Origin of the sequence: Paenibacillus sp. FSL M7-1046 (assembly GCF_038007405.1) — a bacterium.
GTDB lineage: Bacteria > Bacillota > Bacilli > Paenibacillales > Paenibacillaceae > Paenibacillus_AQ.
Genome location: NZ_JBBOXB010000001.1, coordinates 6,171,769 through 6,191,848 on the forward strand (window position 1 = coordinate 6,171,769; position 20,080 = coordinate 6,191,848).

The 20,080-nt window shown below is 44.9% G+C and carries 22 protein-coding genes and 2 pseudogenes; 11 read left to right on the forward strand and 13 right to left on the reverse strand.

Features of this window, described 5'->3' with window-relative positions:
• Window positions 1-73: 73 nt before the first annotated feature.
• From NYE29_RS27420 to NYE29_RS27440, 5 genes are all read left to right on the forward strand, one after another.
• On the forward strand, window positions 74-1,030 hold the full coding sequence (locus NYE29_RS27420; protein ID WP_340898320.1) for an ABC transporter permease: 957 nt from the start codon (window positions 74-76) through the stop codon (window positions 1,028-1,030).
• A gap of 10 nt (window positions 1,031-1,040) precedes the next feature.
• Window positions 1,041-1,943: a carbohydrate ABC transporter permease gene (locus NYE29_RS27425; protein WP_076111892.1), complete on the forward strand. Its 903-nt coding sequence runs from the start codon at window positions 1,041-1,043 to the stop codon at window positions 1,941-1,943.
• A 75-nt stretch (window positions 1,944-2,018) separates the two neighbouring features.
• Complete coding sequence (locus NYE29_RS27430) at window positions 2,019-3,764, forward strand: ABC transporter substrate-binding protein (RefSeq protein WP_076111894.1); 1,746 nt, start codon at window positions 2,019-2,021, stop codon at window positions 3,762-3,764.
• A 182-nt stretch (window positions 3,765-3,946) separates the two neighbouring features.
• Entirely contained in the window at window positions 3,947-4,162 is a 216-nt protein-coding gene (locus tag NYE29_RS27435; RefSeq protein ID WP_340898321.1) for a hypothetical protein, read from the forward strand.
• Between the two features lie 23 nt (window positions 4,163-4,185).
• Window positions 4,186-4,536 carry a hypothetical protein gene (locus tag NYE29_RS27440; protein ID WP_340898323.1) on the forward strand — a complete coding sequence of 117 codons (351 nt, stop codon included), beginning with the start codon at window positions 4,186-4,188 and terminating at the stop codon, window positions 4,534-4,536.
• A gap of 45 nt (window positions 4,537-4,581) precedes the next feature.
• On the opposite strand, the gene NYE29_RS27445 is transcribed toward NYE29_RS27440, so the two are convergent.
• Together NYE29_RS27445 and NYE29_RS27450 are read right to left on the reverse strand one after the other, a co-directional pair.
• Complete coding sequence (locus NYE29_RS27445) at window positions 4,582-5,577, reverse strand: Gfo/Idh/MocA family protein (RefSeq protein WP_340898324.1); 996 nt, start codon at window positions 5,575-5,577, stop codon at window positions 4,582-4,584.
• A gap of 1 nt (window position 5,578) precedes the next feature.
• Complete coding sequence (locus tag NYE29_RS27450) at window positions 5,579-6,598, reverse strand: Gfo/Idh/MocA family oxidoreductase (RefSeq protein ID WP_340898325.1); 1,020 nt, start codon at window positions 6,596-6,598, stop codon at window positions 5,579-5,581.
• A 144-nt stretch (window positions 6,599-6,742) separates the two neighbouring features.
• On the opposite strand from NYE29_RS27450, the gene NYE29_RS27455 reads away from it, so the two are divergent.
• Window positions 6,743-7,609: a MurR/RpiR family transcriptional regulator gene (locus NYE29_RS27455; protein ID WP_340899815.1), complete on the forward strand. Its 867-nt coding sequence runs from the start codon at window positions 6,743-6,745 to the stop codon at window positions 7,607-7,609.
• Here the strand turns inward: NYE29_RS27455 and NYE29_RS27460 are convergent.
• Window positions 7,604-8,011: a MerR family transcriptional regulator gene (locus NYE29_RS27460; RefSeq protein ID WP_076111903.1), complete on the reverse strand. Its 408-nt coding sequence runs from the start codon at window positions 8,009-8,011 to the stop codon at window positions 7,604-7,606. The genes NYE29_RS27455 and NYE29_RS27460 overlap by 6 nt on opposite strands.
• Before the next feature lie 130 nt (window positions 8,012-8,141).
• On the opposite strand from NYE29_RS27460, the gene NYE29_RS27465 reads away from it, so the two are divergent.
• Complete coding sequence (locus NYE29_RS27465) at window positions 8,142-8,993, forward strand: aldo/keto reductase (RefSeq protein WP_076111904.1); 852 nt, start codon at window positions 8,142-8,144, stop codon at window positions 8,991-8,993.
• 103 nt (window positions 8,994-9,096) lie between these two features.
• On the opposite strand, the gene NYE29_RS27470 is transcribed toward NYE29_RS27465, so the two are convergent.
• The 3 genes and pseudogenes from NYE29_RS27470 to NYE29_RS34660 form a co-directional block, all read right to left on the reverse strand.
• On the reverse strand, window positions 9,097-9,513 hold the full coding sequence (locus tag NYE29_RS27470) for a MerR family transcriptional regulator (protein WP_218642528.1): 417 nt from the start codon (window positions 9,511-9,513) through the stop codon (window positions 9,097-9,099).
• A 105-nt stretch (window positions 9,514-9,618) separates the two neighbouring features.
• Window positions 9,619-9,777, reverse strand: a pseudogene (locus NYE29_RS34655) (alcohol dehydrogenase); the annotation flags it as partial.
• Window positions 9,778-9,816: 39 nt separating this feature from the next.
• Window positions 9,817-10,023: pseudogene (locus NYE29_RS34660) on the reverse strand (alcohol dehydrogenase catalytic domain-containing protein); the annotation flags it as partial.
• A 468-nt stretch (window positions 10,024-10,491) separates the two neighbouring features.
• On the opposite strand from NYE29_RS34660, the gene NYE29_RS27480 reads away from it, so the two are divergent.
• Window positions 10,492-11,040 (forward strand): TetR/AcrR family transcriptional regulator, encoded by a 549-nt coding sequence (locus NYE29_RS27480; protein ID WP_340898326.1) that lies wholly within the window; start codon window positions 10,492-10,494, stop codon window positions 11,038-11,040.
• Window positions 11,041-11,241: 201 nt separating this feature from the next.
• On the forward strand, window positions 11,242-11,448 hold the full coding sequence (locus NYE29_RS27485) for a hypothetical protein (RefSeq protein ID WP_340898327.1): 207 nt from the start codon (window positions 11,242-11,244) through the stop codon (window positions 11,446-11,448).
• Window positions 11,449-11,594: 146 nt separating this feature from the next.
• On the opposite strand, the gene NYE29_RS27490 is transcribed toward NYE29_RS27485, so the two are convergent.
• The 3 genes from NYE29_RS27490 to NYE29_RS27500 are packed head-to-tail and all read right to left on the reverse strand — an operon-like array spanning window position 11,595 to window position 14,456.
• Entirely contained in the window at window positions 11,595-12,470 is an 876-nt protein-coding gene (locus NYE29_RS27490) for a sugar phosphate isomerase/epimerase family protein (RefSeq protein WP_076111909.1), read from the reverse strand.
• Window positions 12,471-12,511: 41 nt separating this feature from the next.
• The gene (locus tag NYE29_RS27495) at window positions 12,512-13,369 is read right to left on the reverse strand and encodes a sugar phosphate isomerase/epimerase family protein (RefSeq protein WP_340899816.1); all 858 of its coding nucleotides are present in this window, start codon (window positions 13,367-13,369) and stop codon (window positions 12,512-12,514) included.
• Between the two features lie 28 nt (window positions 13,370-13,397).
• A complete protein-coding gene (locus NYE29_RS27500; protein ID WP_340898329.1) occupies window positions 13,398-14,456 on the reverse strand; it encodes a Gfo/Idh/MocA family protein in 1,059 nt (352 codons plus the stop codon).
• 83 nt (window positions 14,457-14,539) lie between these two features.
• Here NYE29_RS27500 and NYE29_RS27505 point away from each other — a divergent pair, with 83 nt between their 5' ends.
• Entirely contained in the window at window positions 14,540-15,388 is an 849-nt protein-coding gene (locus NYE29_RS27505; protein WP_038591894.1) for an AraC family transcriptional regulator, read from the forward strand.
• Window positions 15,389-15,407: 19 nt separating this feature from the next.
• Here NYE29_RS27505 and NYE29_RS27510 read toward each other — a convergent pair whose 3' ends face one another.
• Both NYE29_RS27510 and NYE29_RS27515 read right to left on the reverse strand, forming a co-directional pair.
• Window positions 15,408-16,040 (reverse strand): type 1 glutamine amidotransferase family protein, encoded by a 633-nt coding sequence (locus NYE29_RS27510; RefSeq protein ID WP_340898330.1) that lies wholly within the window; start codon window positions 16,038-16,040, stop codon window positions 15,408-15,410.
• Between the two features lie 127 nt (window positions 16,041-16,167).
• On the reverse strand, window positions 16,168-16,380 hold the full coding sequence (locus NYE29_RS27515) for a hypothetical protein (RefSeq protein ID WP_256718158.1): 213 nt from the start codon (window positions 16,378-16,380) through the stop codon (window positions 16,168-16,170).
• 167 nt (window positions 16,381-16,547) lie between these two features.
• Here NYE29_RS27515 and NYE29_RS27520 point away from each other — a divergent pair, with 167 nt between their 5' ends.
• Complete coding sequence (locus tag NYE29_RS27520; RefSeq protein ID WP_340898331.1) at window positions 16,548-17,261, forward strand: YwiC-like family protein; 714 nt, start codon at window positions 16,548-16,550, stop codon at window positions 17,259-17,261.
• A 75-nt stretch (window positions 17,262-17,336) separates the two neighbouring features.
• On the opposite strand, the gene ilvB is transcribed toward NYE29_RS27520, so the two are convergent.
• Window positions 17,337-19,013: a biosynthetic-type acetolactate synthase large subunit gene (gene ilvB / locus NYE29_RS27525; RefSeq protein ID WP_340898332.1), complete on the reverse strand. Its 1,677-nt coding sequence runs from the start codon at window positions 19,011-19,013 to the stop codon at window positions 17,337-17,339.
• 33 nt (window positions 19,014-19,046) lie between these two features.
• A complete protein-coding gene (moaA, locus tag NYE29_RS27530) occupies window positions 19,047-20,063 on the reverse strand; it encodes a GTP 3',8-cyclase MoaA (protein ID WP_340898333.1) in 1,017 nt (338 codons plus the stop codon).
• Between the last annotated feature and the right edge of the window lie 17 nt (window positions 20,064-20,080).

Here is a 20,080-nt window from a genome sequence, read left to right on the forward strand (position 1 = left end):
TTATAGAAAATGTTCGGGTGTTTCCCTGATTTCCTGTAGTTTATGATAATGCCATATCGAAGGAGGGACATAAATGAAAGCGATTACCACCAAAGTGAAGCCGGAGCCGAAGAAGCCTGCCTCACGCTTTTGGCTAACGTTCCTACAGCAGAAATATCTCTATATGATGGCCATCCCGTTTGTGCTCTGGGCATTTGTATTTAACTATCTGCCGTTATGGGGATGGACTATGGCCTTTCAAAAATACAAACCCGGCAAATCCTTTTTCGAGCAAAAATGGGTGGGTCTGCAGTACTTTAGAGAGCTTTTCCAGGATGAGCAATTCTTCAATGCGCTGCGCAATACGCTCGCTATGAGTGTCATGGGCCTGCTTGCCGGATTCATCATTCCCATCATATTCGCCATCCTTCTGAATGAGTTGCGGCTGCAAATTCTGAAACGCTTCGTACAGACGGTCTCTTATCTTCCCCACTTCGTATCCTGGGTAGTTGCCGCCGGGATTATCACCAAGATGCTCTCTACCGACAACGGTGCGGTGAACGATCTGCTGATGGGCCTTCATCTTATCAGTGAACCTATTCAATTTATGGCCAAAGGCCATTTCTTCTGGGGGATTGTCACGGCTTCGGATGTCTGGAAGGAAACGGGCTGGAACACGATTATCTATCTAGCAGCCATTTCAGGCATAGGCCCGGAGCTGTATGAAGCTGCAAGGGTAGATGGTGCGAGCCGGTTGCAGCAGGTGCGAAACATTACACTGCCCGGCATCCGGACTACAATCGTTATACTGCTTATTATTTCAATCGGGCATCTAATCAGTATAGGCTTCGAGAAGCAGTTCCTGCTAGGAAATAATCTGGTGCGCGACTTCTCGCAGACATTGGATCTATATGCACTGAACTATGGGCTGGGCATGGGACGTTTCTCCTTCGGCACTTCTATTAACATCTTCAACTCTGTGGTGAGTGTGATTCTGCTATTTGTCGCCAATGGAATTTTCAAAAAAATAACGAAGGAAAGCATCATATAGGAGGCCCTTTATGCTGATTAAAAAACTGGCCGCCGCTTCTTGGTCGGACCGCATCTTTGATTTGGTAGTCTATGTTGCGATTACTGTGGTGACTATAGCCACGTTATATCCTTTTTTGAATGTGCTGGCGATTTCCTTCAATGACTCCACAGACAGCATCAAAGGCGGGATTACGGTTTTCCCCCGTGTGTTCACCTTCAAGAACTATGAGACGATCTTTGCATATTCCGGGCTGATGACCGGACTCAAAATTTCTATCCTGCGCACGGTCATCGGCACGATCCTCGGGCTGGTCAGTGCCTCCATGCTGGCCTTCACCCTGAGCCGGGTGGACTTTCAGGCCCGCAAATTCGTCTCCACATTTCTGGCGCTTACTATGTACGTCTCGGGCGGACTGATCCCCGTCTACATCCTGATCAAAAATCTGCATATGATGGGCACCTTCGGTGTTTATGTCCTCCCCAGTCTCGTAAGTGCATTTAATGTCTTCGTCATCCGTTCCTTCATCGATGGCCTCCCTTACGCCCTGCAGGAATCCGCTAAGCTGGACGGGGCCAACGACTTCACGATTTACTGGCGGGTTATTCTCCCGCTAACCAAACCGGCGCTGGCAACCATCGCCCTGTTCCTGGCTGTCGGCCAGTGGAATTCCTGGTTAGATACCTACCTCTATAACGGTTCCAAGGATGAGCTGACCACCCTGCAGTTTGAGCTGATGAAGGTCATCCAGAGCACGACGACCAATGCGGATAATTTCCGCGGCCGCAATATGACAGAGGTTATGGCGCAAATCTCCCCGGAATCGGTCAAAATGGCGATCACGATCGTCGTCACTGTACCTATTCTGGTCGTCTATCCGTTTCTGCAGCGCTATTTCGTCAAAGGCATGACTTTGGGTTCGGTAAAAAGCTAGTCCGTCTCGGTATCGGCAGGCTTAGCCTGTGTATACAATACATTTTGTGACCAGAAAAAGGGAGGGTTTCTATTCATGACAAGAAAGACAGCGAAACCGTACGTCGTTCTGATGGTCTTGACCTTGCTCCTCAGTGTGCTGGCAGGCTGCGGCGGCTCGAACAATACCAAGAATACGGCAGAGAATGCCGGAGGCACTAAGGCTACAAATGGCGGCAGCGAAACCGCAGAGGCTACGGCAAAGGCTGAAGATTTAAGTCCGCTTACCCTCTCCTTCTTCGCGGAGGACCCGAATCCGAACTGGAACAATATGAAAGACGAAGTCAGTAAAGTACTTACAGAGAAAACAGGCGTCACCCTCGATGCGGAATTTGCTGTCGGTGACCCGCAGCAAAAAATCGCATTGATCGCAGCCGGCGGCGAATATCCGGATATTATTTCCGCCAAAGCGGATATCGGCAAGCTTGTCGATGCCGGAGCGGTGATCGATCTGACCGAATTAATTGATAAATATGCGCCTAACATCAAACGTGTGCTCGGCGACAACCTCGCCCGGGCCAAGTATACCAATGAAGACCAGTCCATCTATGCCATTCCGACCTGGGCAGCAGTAGATGAGAAGAAATTCGTGGCCGGGGGCGGGTTCGAACTGCAGCACCGTGTGGTGAAGGAAGCCGGATATCCGGAAATCAGAACGGTTGCCGATTATGAAAATGTGATCAAAGCCTATCTGGAGAAGCATCCCACCGATGAGAACGGCAACAAAAACATTGGGGTTTCCCTGAACGCAGATGACTGGCATATGTACATTTCCGTCACCAACCCTGCGGTTGCCACGACAGGCGGCTCGGATGACGGGGAATATTACGTCGATCAGGAGACACATGAGGCCATCTACCACTTCCGCCGTCCAGAGGAGAAAGAATATTTCCGCTGGCTGAACCATATGAATGATATCGGCCTGCTCGATAAGGAAAGCTTCGTCCAGAAGTATGACCAATACAAAGCTAAAGTAGCCACCGGACGGGTGCTCGGCCTGATTGACCAGGATTGGGACTACAACGACGCCCAGCAGGCACTCAAGACGGCAGGCAAATTCGATCAGACCTATGGCCATTATCCGGTAACGCTGACGAAAGAATATAAGGAAACCAGCTTCTGGCCTACCGGCTTTATGGGTGGTTACGGCATCTCGATCTCCAGCACGAATCCAGATCCGGTCCGTACGATTAAATTCCTGGATTACCTCGCTTCCGACGAAGGGCAAATCCTGAACAACTGGGGAATTGAAGGCAAGCATTATGTAGTGGAAAACGGCAAACGTGTCATTCCTGCAGAAGTTCAGGACCGGATTAACAACGACAATACGGCGTTCACTAAAGAATCCGGACTTGGCTTCTACTGGAATATGATGGTCCACTACGGTGATGGCGCCAAGGACTCAACCGGCAACTATTACACTAGAAATTTCCCGGAACAGCTTGTATTGGGTTACAGCGATGTTGAAAAAGAAACCTTGGCCGCTTACAAGGCTGCCACCTGGAAGGATTTGTTCCCGAAAGAAGAAGAATTCACGGAAAAAGCTTATGGAGCGGCATGGAATATCGCGATTCCGGGCGAAGATGAAGTCTCCATTCTGGGTAACAAAATGAGGGATATTACGTGGAAACGCATTCCCCAGGCCATCCTGGCGAAACCGGCCGAATTCGATAAAATCTGGGATGCCTACATGGCTGAACTGGATAAAGCCGGCGTTGAGAAAATGGAAAAAGGCTATACCAAATACGTTCAGGACCGTGTAGCCTTATGGAGCAGTAAATAAGGGTATTATGTGTAGATAACGACAGGGGTGTCCCAAGCAGTCATTTATGGCTGAGGGTCACCCCTATTCGATTAAAGAAGGTGAATGGGTTCCTCACTTCGTTTACATCCACCAAAATAATATTAATAATATTAAGTCGTGTGCATCAAAGTGTGTTTTAGTACGAGATTAAGGAGATATTTATGGAAACGAAATGGCGGAAGTTCATCTCTGCAGGAACCATTCTATACACCATTTTAATTTTGTATTTTATATTCTTTGCTTTTAACAGATTAGAGAATGCAACGGGTCAATCTGGATACACATTTATACTTGTTCCAGAAACCATTCCGCTTCGTTTTCCAAAACTGACTTTTTCATGGGTATATGAGGCCCTATCCGAGCTCTACATGAACTGAAGGAAGTTACAGGTAATATTCCTATGACCGGGAACCTTCCAACTTTCACTGTAGCAGGCAAGAGAATTGAACCTGAATTTAACTTGTATAGCAGTGATGGCGACAAAGATAAAAAGTACACCTATATCCTGGGGAACAAAATAGATGTAAAGTTCTATTCCTATTATGGCATTCAGGACAATGGGGATTCCAAAGGTGAGGTCACTGTAATGGCAGACGGGAACAGGGTGGCTCAATACAATGATGAATATAGTAAAGAAGCCGAACCTCTGGAGATACCCTTTGATAAAATCAACGAAATTACGATTATAGTTTCCGGCAATGCTAAACTGTGGGATGTTGGAATTACAGAAATGAAGCATTGGTGGGAGTGAACATAGAGAAGGACCACTGAATATGTCAGTGGCCCTTTTTTATATTTATTGCTTCGATCTGTCCGGACCAAACACAAGATTGGCAGACAGCTTGGCAAGCTCAATCACACGCATGACTCTCTCGCTATGTTCGAGCCTATCCGTAACCTTTTCCATATCCATTTCATTTATCATACGGTCAAAGGCGATGAATTCATCATACATCCGGTGGGGATGATCTTTACGATCTACCCGGATGGGTTGCTCCTTATTGGGAACATAATCAAAGCAATCTATACTGTTAGTCGAGCCTGTCAGGCGGATATATCCTTTATTGCCTTGTATGTTAACCGCACTAGGGGCTGTGCTGTCTTTTGAACCTATGCAGACACATTTGAATTTACCGTAATCAAGCATCAGAATGCCTGAAGTATCAATCCCACGCTCCATGTTCGCAAAGTACTCCACCTTCTCCGGGCTTCCGAAGAGGCCTATCGCCAAATGAATATTATAAATATTGATATCCATCAACGCTCCACCGGACAGTTCCGGGTTAAAGGCAGGCAGCACCTCTCCTGCTTTGAAGGCATCATAGCGGGAGGAATATTGGGAATAGTTGCATTCCACGATTTTGAGCTCTCCAAGCTTGGGCAGAAATTCCTTCATGCTTAGATAGTTTTTTAAATATTGATTCGTGATAGCTTCTACCAGTATTAATCCACTCTGAAGTGCAATCTCTTTCAACTCCAGAAATTCACCCAAATTGGATGTGAACGGCTTCTCACAAATGACATGCTTGCCTCTCAGTAAAGCTTCTTTCGCATAGGAATAATGCAGATGATTGGGCAGCCCGATATAGACCGTATCCACTTCATCACTCTCAAGCATCTCAGCATAATTGTAGAAGATCTGAGAGATTCCATATTGGCTTTGCAGGGTCAGCAATTTTTCCTGATGGTCAGGTTTTGAAGAGATGGCCTGTAATGAGATAGTAGGAATATCACGAACAAAACTTAATAACTCCATTACTATGTTGCCGGCTCCCACGATTCCTAATTTCATTCTAGCTGCACCCCTCTATCCCATTCTCGATGATCTCCATAACGGCAATCGTTTCTTCATCCTTTATTGTCTTATCTTTGCCCTGCATGATAGCTTGATATATATCGTCATATACCCGGGCATAGTCGCCCTTCTCAGAGACGACTTTTTCTTCATGATATTGGCCTGCATCATCCAGATAAGTCAGGGTACCATAATGCTCCGGCAAATCAATGCCAAAATCAGCATGTCCCTTGGGCAAATAAAATAATTTCAGGTGCTCCTCCTGGCGGTCCTGCGTTTGTTTGACGAATACGCCCTTTTTTCCGTATACAACAAAACTGGGCCGCGCCTTCAAGCGGAAGAAACTCGATTTAACCGATACCTTGAGTGTAGAATAATAGAAATCCAGATCAAAGTAATCATTCATCCTGCCGGTTCCCAGCAGTTGACGAACATCGTAATGTATATATTCCGGTTCCCCAAAGTAGGCTAAGACCTGATCAATGGTGTGAACTCCATGTCCGTATAAGTAACTGTTATTTTTGGAGTAATGCGTAACTGAATTCGGGGTCTCCGGGCGATAATAATCGTAATGCATCTCCACCTCCAGCAAATCACCCAGTTTGCCTGATTCGATAACCTTCTTGGTCGTGAGGAAGTCCGAGTCGTAACGTCTATTCTGATAACATTGGAGTACCAGATTTTTCTCTTTAGCGTATTGGAAGATGGACACTGCTTCTTCTTTGGTTGGCATAAATGGTTTTTCGACAAGCACATTCTTCCCGTGGTCAAGCGCCATTTTGGCATAAGCATAATGCGAATCAATATGTGTACAGATCACAATCAACTGAATCTCTTCATCGTTCATTAACATTTCAAGTTCATCGGTGTAAAGGATGCCATGCGCCTTCTCCCAATCTCCTTTATCCGGGTTACGGGCGTAGATCGTCTTCACCTTCAAATTTTCCCGGTTTAATGAAAAAGGCAGATGATAACGGTTCGTGCTTTTGCCATTCCCGATATATCCGATCGTAAGCATATAAATTCCCCCTCAGGTCTTTTTCATTTATTATAGAAGAACTCAGTCTAGCGTAAAGGATCAGCCGGCAAAACGGTACATTCCACCAATTCCTTGGTTAGATCCCGGTTTTTTTTGAACAAAATGTTTATAGGAGTGAATCTGTTGAAAATATTGACCCAATTATCGGAAATGCATAACTTTACACCAAACGAAAAAAGTATCGCTGCCTATATTCTGATGCATAAAGAAAGCATACTGCATTTAAATATTCAGGAGCTTGCAAAGGCTACCTATACGTCGCATTCAGCGGTCAATCGCTTAACCCATAAACTTGGGCTGTCCGGATTTAAAGAGTTCATCATTAAACTTGCCCGGGAATTCCAGCAATATACCCAGAACATTTCCAGCGTCGACCCTAATTATCCGTTTAGTGATGAGGAATCTCCACTTCAAGTGGCGAAAGAAATCGCTGAATTGATGAAGGAAACGATCGACAAAACCTTTGCCTACATGGATGATGATTTGCTGTCCCAAACAGCCATGATGCTGGACCAAGCCAAAAGGATCTTTATCTATGCCTTGGGCGATTCTCAAATCCGCGCGAAGAGTTTTCAGAATAAAATGATTAAAATCAACAAATATGTAGTGATCGCTACTGAGCTGTACGAATGGGCGTATCATACTGTTAATTTGACGGAAGCGGATTGCGCGATTTTCTTGACTTACCACGGAAAGTCACCGATTTATGTAAGGGCTGCTCAGCACTTCAGACGTGAACAGATCCCTTTTATCACCATCACAGCTACCACTCAAAGTGAACTGGCAAAACTCAGTACGCTCTGTATTCAAGTGCCTAATGACGAAGTAAAACATGCCAAGATCGGAACCTTTTCCTCGCAAATAGCATTTGAATACGTCCTTAACGTGATATACTCCTGTATCTATAAAATTTCTTATTCAATAAACAGGGAATCCACAGTCCAATCGTTGAAAAGCACCTACGTTAATGAAATGATGAATGACTTATAATGCCACCGTCTTCCATTTCCCGGGATTCGTGTCATCCGGTATCAAATGCTTAATAATGTCATGATAGTGGTTTGCTTTGTCTTCCATATATTTGGCTCTTCGTTTCGCTTCTTCCAGCTGTTCCATTGCAGCGGCTTTATATTTCACAATGATCTGATAACGTTCTTGAATGGTAGAATCCCCTACCAGGCACAGATCTACATAGGTCTTGATGTCTCCTAATGACATCCCGGATTGTTTAAGATATTTTATACCAGTTAACCAATTTAAGGACTCTTCATCAAAAAGACGGTTGTTGTTTTTATCACGCTGCACATTTGGAACTAATCCCTTATCTGAATAGTAACGGACGGTATGTTCGGTCAGATCCAGCAGCACCGCTACTTCTTTCACTGTATACATTTATAATCTCTCCCCGGAAAAAATAGTTTAAATCTTCGAAAACGATTGACTTCGTGTTACTCGAAGGGGGTAGGCTTATATTAGCCAGTCGTCGTGCTGGAGTTATAAATTGATAATTTGGAGGACTCATATGCAAACAGTAATGTTGAACAATGGTGTGGAGATGCCGATACTCGGCTTTGGCGTGTATCAAATCCAGGATGCTAATGAATGTGAACAAAGTGTTTATGACGCGCTTATGGCAGGCTATCGCCTGATAGATACCGCTGCCGCCTATCAGAATGAGCAAGCTGTTGGCAAAGCCATCAAACGCAGCGGAGTGCCTAGAGAAGAAATCTTTATTACAACAAAACTCTGGATTCAGGATGCCGGTTACGAAAGCACTAAGAAGGCATTTGCTAAATCACTGGAAAGATTGCAGTTAGATGTTCTGGATCTTTATTTAATCCATCAGCCGTTTGGTGACGTATATGGTTCTTGGCGTGCTATGGAAGAATTGTATCGTGAAGGTAAGATCAAAGCAATCGGAGTCAGCAACTTCCAAATGGACCGCCTGACTGATTTGATGGTTCATCATGAAGTAACTCCTGCCGTAAACCAGATTGAAACGCATCCCTTCTGCCAGCAAATCGAAAGCGGCAGCTTTATGAAAGATAACAATGTTCAGATCGAATCCTGGGGGCCTTTCGCTGAAGGCAGAAATAACATGTTCCAGAATGAAGTATTAGTATCACTGGCTGAAAAGTATAATAAATCCGTTGCTCAGGTAATTTTACGCTGGTTGACACAAAGAGACGTTGTTGTGATTCCAAAGTCTGTCCATAAAGAAAGAATCGTCGAAAACTTCAACATCTTTGACTTTGAAATAAGTCCAGAAGATATGGAGTCCATTGCTTCGTTAGATACGAAGAAGAGCGTGTTCTTTTCTCATAACGACCCTGAAATCGTGAAAGGTCTCGCTAACGTTAAACTTGATATATAATGCTCATTGCAGCAGCGAAAAGTTAATCAACAAAAGCGAACCAGCAGCTCTGTAGCTGCCGGTTCGCTTTTTATTACGCCTTAAAGGGATCGTACATAGGTGTTTAATCCGAGATTTCGTTATCAGACTGCTCAGCAGATCTTCTTAGTGTTTTTTCTCTTTTTCCTATAGTTTGCTCATACCTTGAAATCTTAGAATCCAGGCGTTCCAGCGTTTTTTTCATGACTTCCATTCTTATGGCGAGCTGCTTGCGTTCCTCGATTAATAGATCTTTTCTGGCTTCGGCGGATTCATCACCCCGGTTAAACAAATCGACATATTCAATCAATACTTCAATCGAGAGACCGGCATGTCGCATACAGATGATAAACTCAACCCATTTGCAGTCTTCTTCCGTATAATCTCTGTTACCGCTTTTGTTACGATTCACATGAGGAATCAGCCCAATCCGTTCATAATAACGGAGTGTATCCTGAGAAACATCAAATTTCTCTGCAACCTGTTTAATGGCCAACGCCATATTCCCTTCACCTCCCGTTTCGCATCAACTATTGAATTGCATGAAACTTCGTCCATTTCCCACTTATATAGCGTCGCAAGGATGCCGGTACGCCATCCTAAGCAGTTACAGGGTAGACATGTCGATGACAAAACGATAACGCACATCACTGCGGACAACACGTTCAAAGGCTTCGTCTACTTGGTCAGCAGAAATGATCTCGATTTTTGGAGCAATGCCATGCTCTGCAGAGAAATCGAGCATTTCTTGCGACCTCCCATACCCACAATAGCAACCTTTTTGCCTAGGCCGGCGTTCCACTTGTACGACTCCAGCCATTTCATGACCAGGAACCATCGGGAAGATTCCGCCGCCCCATTCATCGAAAGCATTGTGAATATCGGAATGGCAAATGCCGCAAAATTGAATATCGATTAAGATGTCATTGGCCTGCAATTCTCTTCGCTCAATCGTTGTTTTTTCAAAAGGTGCTTTTGCACTTGGACACTTAGTACATTGGGTTCTACACATGTTTTCTTCACTCCTTAGTATCTGATATATGCTCTATAAAGAATGAATTTCAACACAATAATGTATCGCCGTTTATTATTATACAAGGCGTTATGTTACTTACAATTGTTAATTGAACGCAATTTGTATATTAGTAGACATACGGATCAAAATTGTTAATTAATCCGGCATAGAGCGCAACTGCGGTGAATGTTTGGACTTCCGGCCGCTGCTTTTGCCTCTAGGTAGTTCTTGTGTTCAACTTTTATAGTTAAATGCCCGCTCCGGTATACCTATACTGGTCGATAATGCCTCCTCTATGTAGCTATAGCTACATGGAGGAGTTTACCCTCTGGAGTTAACTCCAAGTCAACACCCATTTTTCACGAGTATAATAACCCTGGATATATTAATGTACAATTGTCTATAATTATACTAGGTTCAAGTGTTGTGTTAGTTATTACCTTAAGAAAGTCTGGTGACCATAAGATGCCTAAAATAGATAGGAGAATACTCAAGACACAAGAAGCTTTAAAGAAAGCCATTATTGAACTAATGTCTGAAAAAAATTTTGATGACATCACCTTACAGGATTTATCCGACAGAGCAGATATCAGCCGGGGAACGTTCTATCTTCATTACATGGATAAATACGATTTACTGGACAAACTCATAGAGACCCATATTAACGAGCTGCGGGAGCGGTGTAAAGCAGCCGCTGATCTGGATTTTGTAAGCGGTTCGTTGATCTGGACGGAATACCTAGAAGACAATTACTCCTTTTTTTCAATGATGCTGGCAAGTAAAGGAGCCCCATATTTTCGCAACCGGTTCGTAGACTTTCTGGTTGAAGAGTTTCGTAATGAGGTGGATGTGACGAAAGGTAAAAACCAGGGGTTAAATGCAGACCTTACCGTTACATTTGTGGCCTCGGCTTATGTAGGCGTAGTGGAATGGTGGTTTTCGAATGAAATGCCGATCTCACATCAAGCATTAGCTGAACAATTGGGAGCATTGCTGGAGCGAATCTGCGAATAGTTCCTATTGCTATATAGATTGAACTTATAATTTTTCTGTTTTGGGATTGGCCGTGACTACAGAGAATGTTTGGACTTCCGCGAATCGCGGTAGAAATCCAAACCAAAAGGCGGACGCTATCGCTCCTACAGTTCCAAACTTCCCCTCCGTCACTTTTCCCTAAATGTATATTCTCAAGTTCAATCAAAGGGGATTTTGTTAATGAAAAAGCTTGTCACAATATTGGTTGCCTCCATGGTCTACTTTTGTTCTATCAGTATCACTGTAGATGCTCAAGGTCAAGGACCCAAAGAAATATTTGCAAAGAAATATCCAAACGAAACCATCAGAATCATCAAAACAGCAGATCTTAATAATGAAAAAAAAATGAAAGCTTCATCATCACAAAATCAGGAAATTTCTTTCTAATCAACTCCAAGGGTGTTATATACTCAGTTGTATGAGCGATTCATTTACTAGGTTGCCTAAGCTAAACGCGGAACAACCAAAAAAGGCAAGTCTCCACTATTCAGAGACTCGCCTTTTTTGGTTGTATTCATCACTGCCCTATTTCTTTAACGATATCGCCGGATAAAATCAATCGCTTTGGCAATATCAGCTTCCGGCTGATCGCCCACTTCACGTTCAATGGTCAAATACCCGGTGTAGCCAATATCCTGGAGCGCTTTGAAATAGTTATCAAAATCCACATGGCCTTCCCCTAAAGCCAGTTCCCGATAGCTTGCGCCAGATGCAGCATCTTCGGCAATACGGTCGTGACTCATCGGCTCATAACCTAACGCTCCATAGACTTCACGGGGATCTACCTCCCGCAGGCGGATGCCATCCTTCACATGCGTATGAACAATGTAATCTTTCAGATTGTGCACTCCTTGAACTGGATCGTCACCCGTTACCATGACCATGTTGGCAGGGTCAAAATTGACAGAAACGCCATTCGTGCTCAGCGAATTGAGAAATTGCTTTAAATGTGCAGATTTTTCCGGTCCAGTCTCAATTGCAAAATAGGCATCCAAGCTCTTGGCATAGACACCAAGCTCTTCACACGCACGCTGCATCGTATCATAGACTGGATCATTCACCTGATTCGGAACAATACCAATATGTGTGGTAACAATCTGTGTTCCCAGATCAACGGCTAAATCAAGAATGCGCTTCGATTTCTCAATTTTCGCCGAATTTACCTTCGCATCTTGAAAGCCATGGCCTGCCAGATCACCACACAATGCTGAAATTCGCAGACCTAGGGATTCGATATAACTCTTCAATTCCTTTCGGTCTCGCGGGGACAGATTCTCAGGGTCCATCTCACCTTCAACTGCATAAATTTGTACACCATCTGCCCCCAGCTCTTTAGCTTTCGCCAGTCCATCCCGCAAGTTAAGACGCAGACTATCGACCATTATACCAATCGGGTTTGCCAAATTCATTATTAAGCCTCCTCTTTATTGGGTTCTGATCTCATCGCAGATTAACTTTCGTTCCAAAGCCTTCTCACATTATCAAGACCTATCCGGGTTCCCCGTTTACATTCCTCAAGCCCTTCAAATTCCAGTGAAATATATCCGTCATATCCTGACGCTTTAACCACACGAAGCACTTCACGCATATCAATATCTCCATGGCCTGCGATTGCACCTCTTAAAAAATTACCGCTTGCCGTTTGGAACCAGCCCTCCCCGGGATTCTGATACGAAGGTCTCCAATAGAAATCCTTTACATGCACCACAGAAGCATATGCAATATTGTTCTTCACGGCAACCACAGAGTTCTCGTCCACGCACATGAAATTGCCCACATCCAGCGTTGTACGGAAATTTGTCCGATTCACCCGCTGAATTAATGCTTGTACCCGGTCACTGGCTTGTATAAAATAGCCATGATTCTCCACGCTGGTTACTATACCGTACTGTGCTGCATAATCGGCAATACGCCCGCAGGCTTCTGCCAGGCGGTCCAATTGACGATGAAAGTTGCCGATCGAAGTATCGCTGCTGCTGGCAACATCATGGCGCATACGAGTTACACCCAGTCTTGCGGCAACGTCGACTTCACCCATTACCCGCTTAATTTCCAGCTCAAAGGCTTCTTGGGAATCCGTTTCAAAATTGGCGCTGATGGCATAGTTGGACACATCTATGTTCCGCGACTTTGCCTTTTCTCGAATAGCGTCCGCTAAGTCAGGATTACCAGTCAATTCGAATCCAATGGGTACAATCTCAATATGCTCGCCGCCTTGGTCGGCAATCCAATCAATTACACCCAAAATATCCATTTCACCCGATTCCAATTCATTTACCAAGCTGTATGAACTGATTCCCAGCTTCATGGTTTCACCCTCTTTTCCTGCAATTGTATTAGAGTTGAACTTCTTGTCCGTTGTTCGCAGACTCATAGATACCGCACAATATCTTCATGATTTGCAAGCCATCTTCTACCGGACTGATCGGTGTTTCTCCAGATTGCAGGCAGTCCAGAAAGTGATTCACTTCATTACAAAATGCTTCCGGCACATTTATGGATTTGCTGTCTGTTTGCGGAGCTACATTCAGAATGGTGTCATATTTTTCAGTAATCATGGTCAATTCAGGTTCAATTTCCACTCCGCCCTTATCACCGTATAAACGAATAGCAAGCTCATCCGACTTCGCATGAAGGGTAAAGCTGACATCAACCATAAGCGATGCCCCATTCTCGAAACGGATTAATGCATTTGCCATATCTTCCACTCCATTGGTGCTTGGATCATAATCGGCCGCCTGATAAAAGGATAAGTTCTTCACATTCGCGCGGTTGCCTAATTTGTGATACGTGTTGCCGCTAACCGAAACGGGCTTTGGACGCCCCATCATATACCAGCACAAATCGATAACATGGACTCCGAGATCAATTAATGGGCCGCCCCCGGAACGTTCAACATCTGCAAACCAGCCACCCGGATTACCAAGTCTACGGATACAAGTAGCTTTAGCATAATAGATTTCACCCAGTTCATCTTTCTCAATGAAGTTCTTTACAAGCTGCGCATTGGCGTCGTAACGGCGTACAAATCCGACCTGCAACAACTTGCCAGTCTCACGTACAGCATCCTGGATGGCATTCGCTTCTTCAACGCTGCGGCATAAAGGTTTCTCCACTAACACATGCTTACCGGCACGCAGGGCTGCAATACTGATCTCCGCATGACTGTTGTTCCACGTACAAATGCTGACCGCTTCCACTTCGGGATTAGCTAATAAATCATGATAATCTTTATACACGTTCGGAATATTGTACTGCTTCGCTTTATCTTCTGCCCGTTGCTGATTCAAGTCACATATAGCATATAGTTCTGCATGTTCATTCCCCTGATAGGCTTGCAAGTGCAAGCCGGAGATGGACCCCGCTCCGATCAGTCCAATTTTCTTTTTACTCATGCCGCATGAACCCTCCTATATATTGGTCATATTTTATTATACAATTAAGATAACATGACTCTTCTGGAGGTAGAATAACCATCATGACCACCTACATGGACTATACAATCAGTTCTAAGCCTATTCGCATTATTGATCGCACGACAGATGAAAGTAAGCTGCAGCTAAAATCATTATCGATCGTCAATGTCGGGCACCTCCCCAACCGGTCGCTGTATCGAACCCAAGCCCAATTCCAATATTATGCTTTCGTTTACATTGCAGGCGGTAAGGGCACATATCAGGTTAACAACAAGGAGAAGCAGCCTGTTCATAAAGGTTCTTTTTTTGTCTTTTTTCCAGACGCCACCTTTGACTATGGACCCGACCCGCAAGAGACTTGGGATGAATTCTATTTCACAGTAGAAGGATCACGAACTGCGGAGTGGCTCTCTACCTGGTTAACCGAACCTTACCGTGTTCGCCAGACAGGACTCGATGATGCACAGCAGAGCAAAATTGATCGAATCTTCATGTTGATGGAAAGCGGCATTCCAAGCAATCTGGACCGGGCTTCCTTACTCCTTGAATCCCTTTTGTACGAATTTGTACAAAGCAGCCAGCCTAATACCGATTCGACAGACTACATCACCAAGCTCATGGATGATATTGCGGCATCCCTGCATCAAAGTTTTGATGCTGATGCATTTTGCGAACGCTACCACATTTCGATATCCACGCTCCGGCGTATCATTCAGAAACATACCGGGTACTCACTTAATAAGTACATTCACCGTCTCAAAATTTCCGAAGCCAAAAATATACTGCTGAATACAGATCGATCGATTAAAGATACTGCCGTTTCCCTTGGATACAATGATGTTTTTTACTTTTCGCGGCTATTCAAAAAATATGTAGGTGTTTCCCCCCAACATTTTCGCAATAATGTATAATCACATGTTGATTGCACGCTTACAAGGATATTGAATTCATTAACTGGAAAAAGTATTCAGGTTGTTGCGTCTTATTGAGGTTGTACCATGAATGCAACGTATCTGGTGTAAATACATCTAATTGCTTCAGTACCTCCATCGCAAATTCCAGAGGAGCTACCCCTGAGGCTGTAACCAAATTCTCACCAGATACGGCAGGTCCTATCTCATAGAATTTTTCTCCTTTATAATTGGGACAGACCATTTTAAGATACTCTAAGTTATTACTTGTGTGCGTTCTAGAATCTAGGTATCCATTGTTCGCCAGCCCCTCAGTTGCCCCACAAATTGCAGCAACAATAGTCCCTATCTGTAAAGCTTGGCCAACTTTTTTCAAGACAGGCAGGTGAATATCTTCTCTCCAAGTATTCCCTCCGGGTAAAACTAAAAGATCTTTACTCTGAATTGTACACTCATCAATGGAAATATCCGGTTTTATGCTCAGTCCTCCCATCGTAGTAACCATTTCTTTATTAGCACCTACCGTAACTACTTTTAAAGGTGCTAAATCTTTTTTGAAATATCTGCCTGTGTTTAGTTCAGCAATTAAATATCCGTATTCCCAGTCTGACATTGTATTAAATACATAAAGATAAGCTTTTTTGGTTTGCATTCTATAACACTCCAATCACATTTGATAAGCCTATTATAATTAAACTTCCCTGACAGCTATCGTCAGGGAAGTTTATCAAACCATATAAAAAAGCGCGTATCAGGTTAACCTGCACGCGCTTGATTCATTAATTATTGTCTTCCAGCTCATCCGGCACATCATATTTATTGATATGTGAGGTCATAGCTACAACGGCTTCGTCAATCCCCTTTGGGGCAGACACACTACGGACTACATCGTCTGTTTGGTCGTGAAAGTTCAACTGGTCCGCTTCAATAGCGTTCTGTTTAATTTCTTTTTCTTTCATGCTCCACAGCACTCCCTTCTTCTTCCACTTCATGAGCAGCGTTCTTCTTTACTATGTACAAGGTAAATAACTGTTATTCATACATTATTATCGATACTTAGTGTCTCAAGTCACTATAACAACATAGGTAAGGACGTATAGTTAAGTAGTGTGGCAACCTAGGGTTGCCGTTTATTTTCAGGGAAGGAGGTTTTGTTCTCATGAGGAAGTACATACCCAACCAGCACGGGGCTTGGGCGATGCTTATCCTTCCATTTCTGTTCGGAGTCGCTTCATCCAAAGGACAATTTATACATATTCCCCTGTTTGTTTGCTGGCTTCTGATCTATTTGTTCAGCTTCCCATTGCTGCAATGGGTAAAGACAGGGAAATTGGAGCGTTACCTCCAGCCCATGCGGGTTTACGGGATTCTGCTTCTGCCCTTTATCCTATATCTGGTGTTTGCTGAACCTAAGCTGTTAGGATTTGTTCTGCCGCTTGTTCCCCTGTTCGCTGTTAATCTCTACTATGCAAAAACCAAAAATGAACGTGCCTTGCTTAATGATATTTGCGCCATTTTGGCATTTTGCCTGATCATTTATCCTGTCTTTTATGTCGGCAAAGGAGAAGGCTGGGGAGCCGTGACAGAGCTGTTCCTGCTCAGCGTGCTCTATTTTATCGGGACCGCCTTGTATGTCAAAACGGTTATTCGTGAACGAAACAACATCCGCTTCTATTATGGATCTGTTCTGTATCATTTGCTGTTTGCAGTGGCTGGTCTGCTGCTATTCCCTACATTGCTTGCTCCACTTGTTATCCTGCTGCTGCGGGCAGCCATTCTCCCCAAGACAGGGATCACCGCCAAGCGTACCGGAATGATTGAAATAGGTTTTTCCCTCATGTTATATTTGTCTGTGCTTGTGCTGTACTTCTAGTGGTTAGCAGCAAAAAAAAGGATGTTCCTCTACCGGTGATTCGATAGGGAAACATCCTTTTTGAATTGTCTGAGGTTATTCAACAATCATGTCCTGATTGCTGGACCCCGGAGGTACGATGGGATATACATTCGTTTCCTCGGTAATATCGAACTCCATGACGACAAGTCCGTCCGTATGGAGAGCAAGATCAATAATATGCTCGGCATCGGCAAGATTATCGGCCCGGAGCCCCTGAGCGCCAAAGGATTTGGCCAAAGCTACGAAATCGGGTGAACTGATACGTACGGAAGAATAACGGCGGCCAAGAAACAGCTGCTGCCACTGCCTCACCATACCCAGGTAGCCATTTTTGAAGATAGCGACTTTGACGTTCAGGCCCAGATCGACCGCCGTCATCATTTCCTGCATATTCATCTGGATGCTTCCGTCTCCCGTGATACACACCACTTGACGGTCAGGAAAAGCTACTGCAGCACCAATTGCAGCCGGCAGGCCATAGCCCATTGTCCCAAGCCCACCGGAGGTCAGGAAAGAGCGGGCTTCTGAGAAATTATAATGTGTGGCGGTCCAAATTTGATGCTGTCCTACGTCCGTAGAGATGATGGCATCGCCATCTGTTGCATTTTGTATGCACCTTATCACCTCAACCGGAGTCAGCTTGGTATCCTGCACCCGCGGTGATTTTGTGGAACGCTTGGACCAGATTCGGATTTGCTGATTCCAAACAGCAGGTTCTTGCATATGTATTTTTTCCAACAGTCCGGCAAGCAGATCTGCGCATTCTCCTGTGATAGCAAGATCGACTGCAACGTTCTTATTTAATTCGGAAGTATCAATATCGACTTGGATTTTATAAGAACCCGGCGAGAATGCCTTACGGTTGCCTGTAACACGGTCACTGAAACGAACCCCGAGACATAACACAACGTCCGCACCCTGCAGCGCACGATTGGCTGCGACTGTTCCGTGCATCCCGACCATACCCAGATGCAGGGAATGCCCGGATGGAAAGGCACCCAAACCCATTAGCGTACTGGCTACAGGAAGGTTGAATTGCTCGGCGAACTCTTTTAACAATGCCGGTGTATTACCTGTCATACAGCCTCCACCAATAAGAATAAGCGGGCGTTCAGAACGGTTCAACTGATCAGCTGCGAGTTGGATGTCCAGAGGATCAATAGAATGCTGTGGCTGATAACCCCGGATATATGGCTGGGAATCCTGATTGCCAGATTGTTCCTCCATGTTAAATTCTGCTGCCATTACATTCTTCGGCAAATCAATGAGGACTGGGCCGGGTCGTCCCGTTGTTGCGACATGGAATGCCTCGTTCACAATCTTCGGAAGATCGGCGACCTCCCTGACAATATAGTTGTGCTTGGTGATGGGCATCGTCATGCCATAAATATCTACTTCCTGAAAGCTGTCCAGACCTATGAGATCGGTGGAAACCTGGCCCGTCAGGACGATTAACGGAATCGAGTCCATAAAGGCTGTAGCAATACCGGTAACCGCATTTGTTGCACCCGGCCCGCTGGTAACAAGCGCTACTCCCGGGCGTCCCGTTACTCTGGCATATCCATCAGCAGCATGTACCGCTGCCTGCTCATGTCTAACGAGAACATGCTGTATGCTGTCGCAATCATACAACGCATCATACAAAGGTAATACCGCACCGCCGGGGTATCCGAATAGGGTGTCAATTTTCTTCTCTATCAACATCTGTATTAGCAGCTGTGCTCCGTTCATTGGCACAATTCATCTCCCATCGTACTATCAGTCTTAACCTCCAATATAGGACATCCCTATCTTTGATCTATTCCTTACGGTTTGTTCCGTCCGGTCATCAGAATAGCGGTCTGTACGCTGCTCCCAGACGTTCCTAATAGCTTCGAGCAAGCTTTGATCATCCGCCCCGCTGCGAATCATCTTCCTGAGATCAAAACCGCTTGATGCGAACAGGCAGGTATAAAATTTGCCGTCAGAGGACAGCCGGGCGCGCGTGCAGGAAGAACAAAACGACTCGGATACCGAAGTAATAAAACCAACCTCTGCCTTGCTGCCCTTATAGCGGTAGCGTTGGGCAACTTCACCGAAATAATTGTTGTCGAGTGCTTCCAGCTCGAATGTACTCTGGAGGCGCTCCATGATGTCTTTTTTCGTTACGACTTTTTCAAAGCTCCAGCCATTGTCGTTGCCGACATCCATGAACTCGATGAACCGCAACGTTATATTTCTTTCTTTGAAATAGCGGGCCATCGGCAGAATCTCCGATTCGTTCAGACCTCTTTGCACCACCATGTTCACTTTGACCTCAAAACCGGCCTCTATGGCATGATCAATCTGTTTTAAAATAAAACCAGGTTTGATGCCACGACCGTTCATTCTCCCAAAAAGCTCAGGACTCAGTGCATCCAGGCTAACATTCAATCTGCGTAGTCCCACCTCGTATAGAGGCTCCGCCTGTTGTCCTAGGAGTACCCCATTGGTCGTCAATCCGATATCTTCTACACCGTCCAAAAAGCCAATCTTGGCAACAAGCTCGGGCAGACCCCGCCGCATCAACGGTTCACCGCCGGTCAGCCTGATTTTACTTACTCCAAGCGAAACAAACAACCTCGTCAAGCGGTGAATTTCTTCAAATGTCAGCAGTTCACTTGTCGGAAGGAAGGTATAATCTTCACCGTACACTTCTTTTGGCATGCAGTAGGAACACCGGAAATTGCACCGGTCGGTTACAGATATCCGCAAATCGTGGATGGGCCGCCGCAGTTGATCTAGTGGTGGATGTGCATTCATCTGGCATCGTCCCTTTC

Coding starts and splice junctions, on each gene's coding strand:
- NYE29_RS27420 (WP_340898320.1), top strand. CDS start 74: ATGAAAGCGATTACCACCAAAGTGAAGCCGGAGCCGAAGAAGCCTGCC.
- NYE29_RS27425 (WP_076111892.1), top strand. CDS start 1,041: ATGCTGATTAAAAAACTGGCCGCCGCTTCTTGGTCGGACCGCATCTTT.
- NYE29_RS27430 (WP_076111894.1), top strand. CDS start 2,019: ATGACAAGAAAGACAGCGAAACCGTACGTCGTTCTGATGGTCTTGACC.
- NYE29_RS27435 (WP_340898321.1), top strand. CDS start 3,947: ATGGAAACGAAATGGCGGAAGTTCATCTCTGCAGGAACCATTCTATAC.
- NYE29_RS27440 (WP_340898323.1), top strand. CDS start 4,186: ATGACCGGGAACCTTCCAACTTTCACTGTAGCAGGCAAGAGAATTGAA.
- NYE29_RS27445 (WP_340898324.1), bottom strand. CDS start 5,577: ATGAAATTAGGAATCGTGGGAGCCGGCAACATAGTAATGGAGTTATTA.
- NYE29_RS27450 (WP_340898325.1), bottom strand. CDS start 6,598: ATGCTTACGATCGGATATATCGGGAATGGCAAAAGCACGAACCGTTAT.
- NYE29_RS27460 (WP_076111903.1), bottom strand. CDS start 8,011: ATGTATACAGTGAAAGAAGTAGCGGTGCTGCTGGATCTGACCGAACAT.
- NYE29_RS27465 (WP_076111904.1), top strand. CDS start 8,142: ATGCAAACAGTAATGTTGAACAATGGTGTGGAGATGCCGATACTCGGC.
- NYE29_RS27470 (WP_218642528.1), bottom strand. CDS start 9,513: ATGGCGTTGGCCATTAAACAGGTTGCAGAGAAATTTGATGTTTCTCAG.
- NYE29_RS27480 (WP_340898326.1), top strand. CDS start 10,492: ATGCCTAAAATAGATAGGAGAATACTCAAGACACAAGAAGCTTTAAAG.
- NYE29_RS27485 (WP_340898327.1), top strand. CDS start 11,242: ATGAAAAAGCTTGTCACAATATTGGTTGCCTCCATGGTCTACTTTTGT.
- NYE29_RS27490 (WP_076111909.1), bottom strand. CDS start 12,470: ATGAATTTGGCAAACCCGATTGGTATAATGGTCGATAGTCTGCGTCTT.
- NYE29_RS27495 (WP_340899816.1), bottom strand. CDS start 13,369: ATGAAGCTGGGAATCAGTTCATACAGCTTGGTAAATGAATTGGAATCG.
- NYE29_RS27500 (WP_340898329.1), bottom strand. CDS start 14,456: ATGAGTAAAAAGAAAATTGGACTGATCGGAGCGGGGTCCATCTCCGGC.
- NYE29_RS27505 (WP_038591894.1), top strand. CDS start 14,540: ATGACCACCTACATGGACTATACAATCAGTTCTAAGCCTATTCGCATT.
- NYE29_RS27510 (WP_340898330.1), bottom strand. CDS start 16,040: ATGCAAACCAAAAAAGCTTATCTTTATGTATTTAATACAATGTCAGAC.
- NYE29_RS27515 (WP_256718158.1), bottom strand. CDS start 16,380: ATGAAGTGGAAGAAGAAGGGAGTGCTGTGGAGCATGAAAGAAAAAGAA.
- NYE29_RS27520 (WP_340898331.1), top strand. CDS start 16,548: ATGAGGAAGTACATACCCAACCAGCACGGGGCTTGGGCGATGCTTATC.
- ilvB (WP_340898332.1), bottom strand. CDS start 19,013: ATGAACGGAGCACAGCTGCTAATACAGATGTTGATAGAGAAGAAAATT.
- moaA (WP_340898333.1), bottom strand. CDS start 20,063: ATGAATGCACATCCACCACTAGATCAACTGCGGCGGCCCATCCACGAT.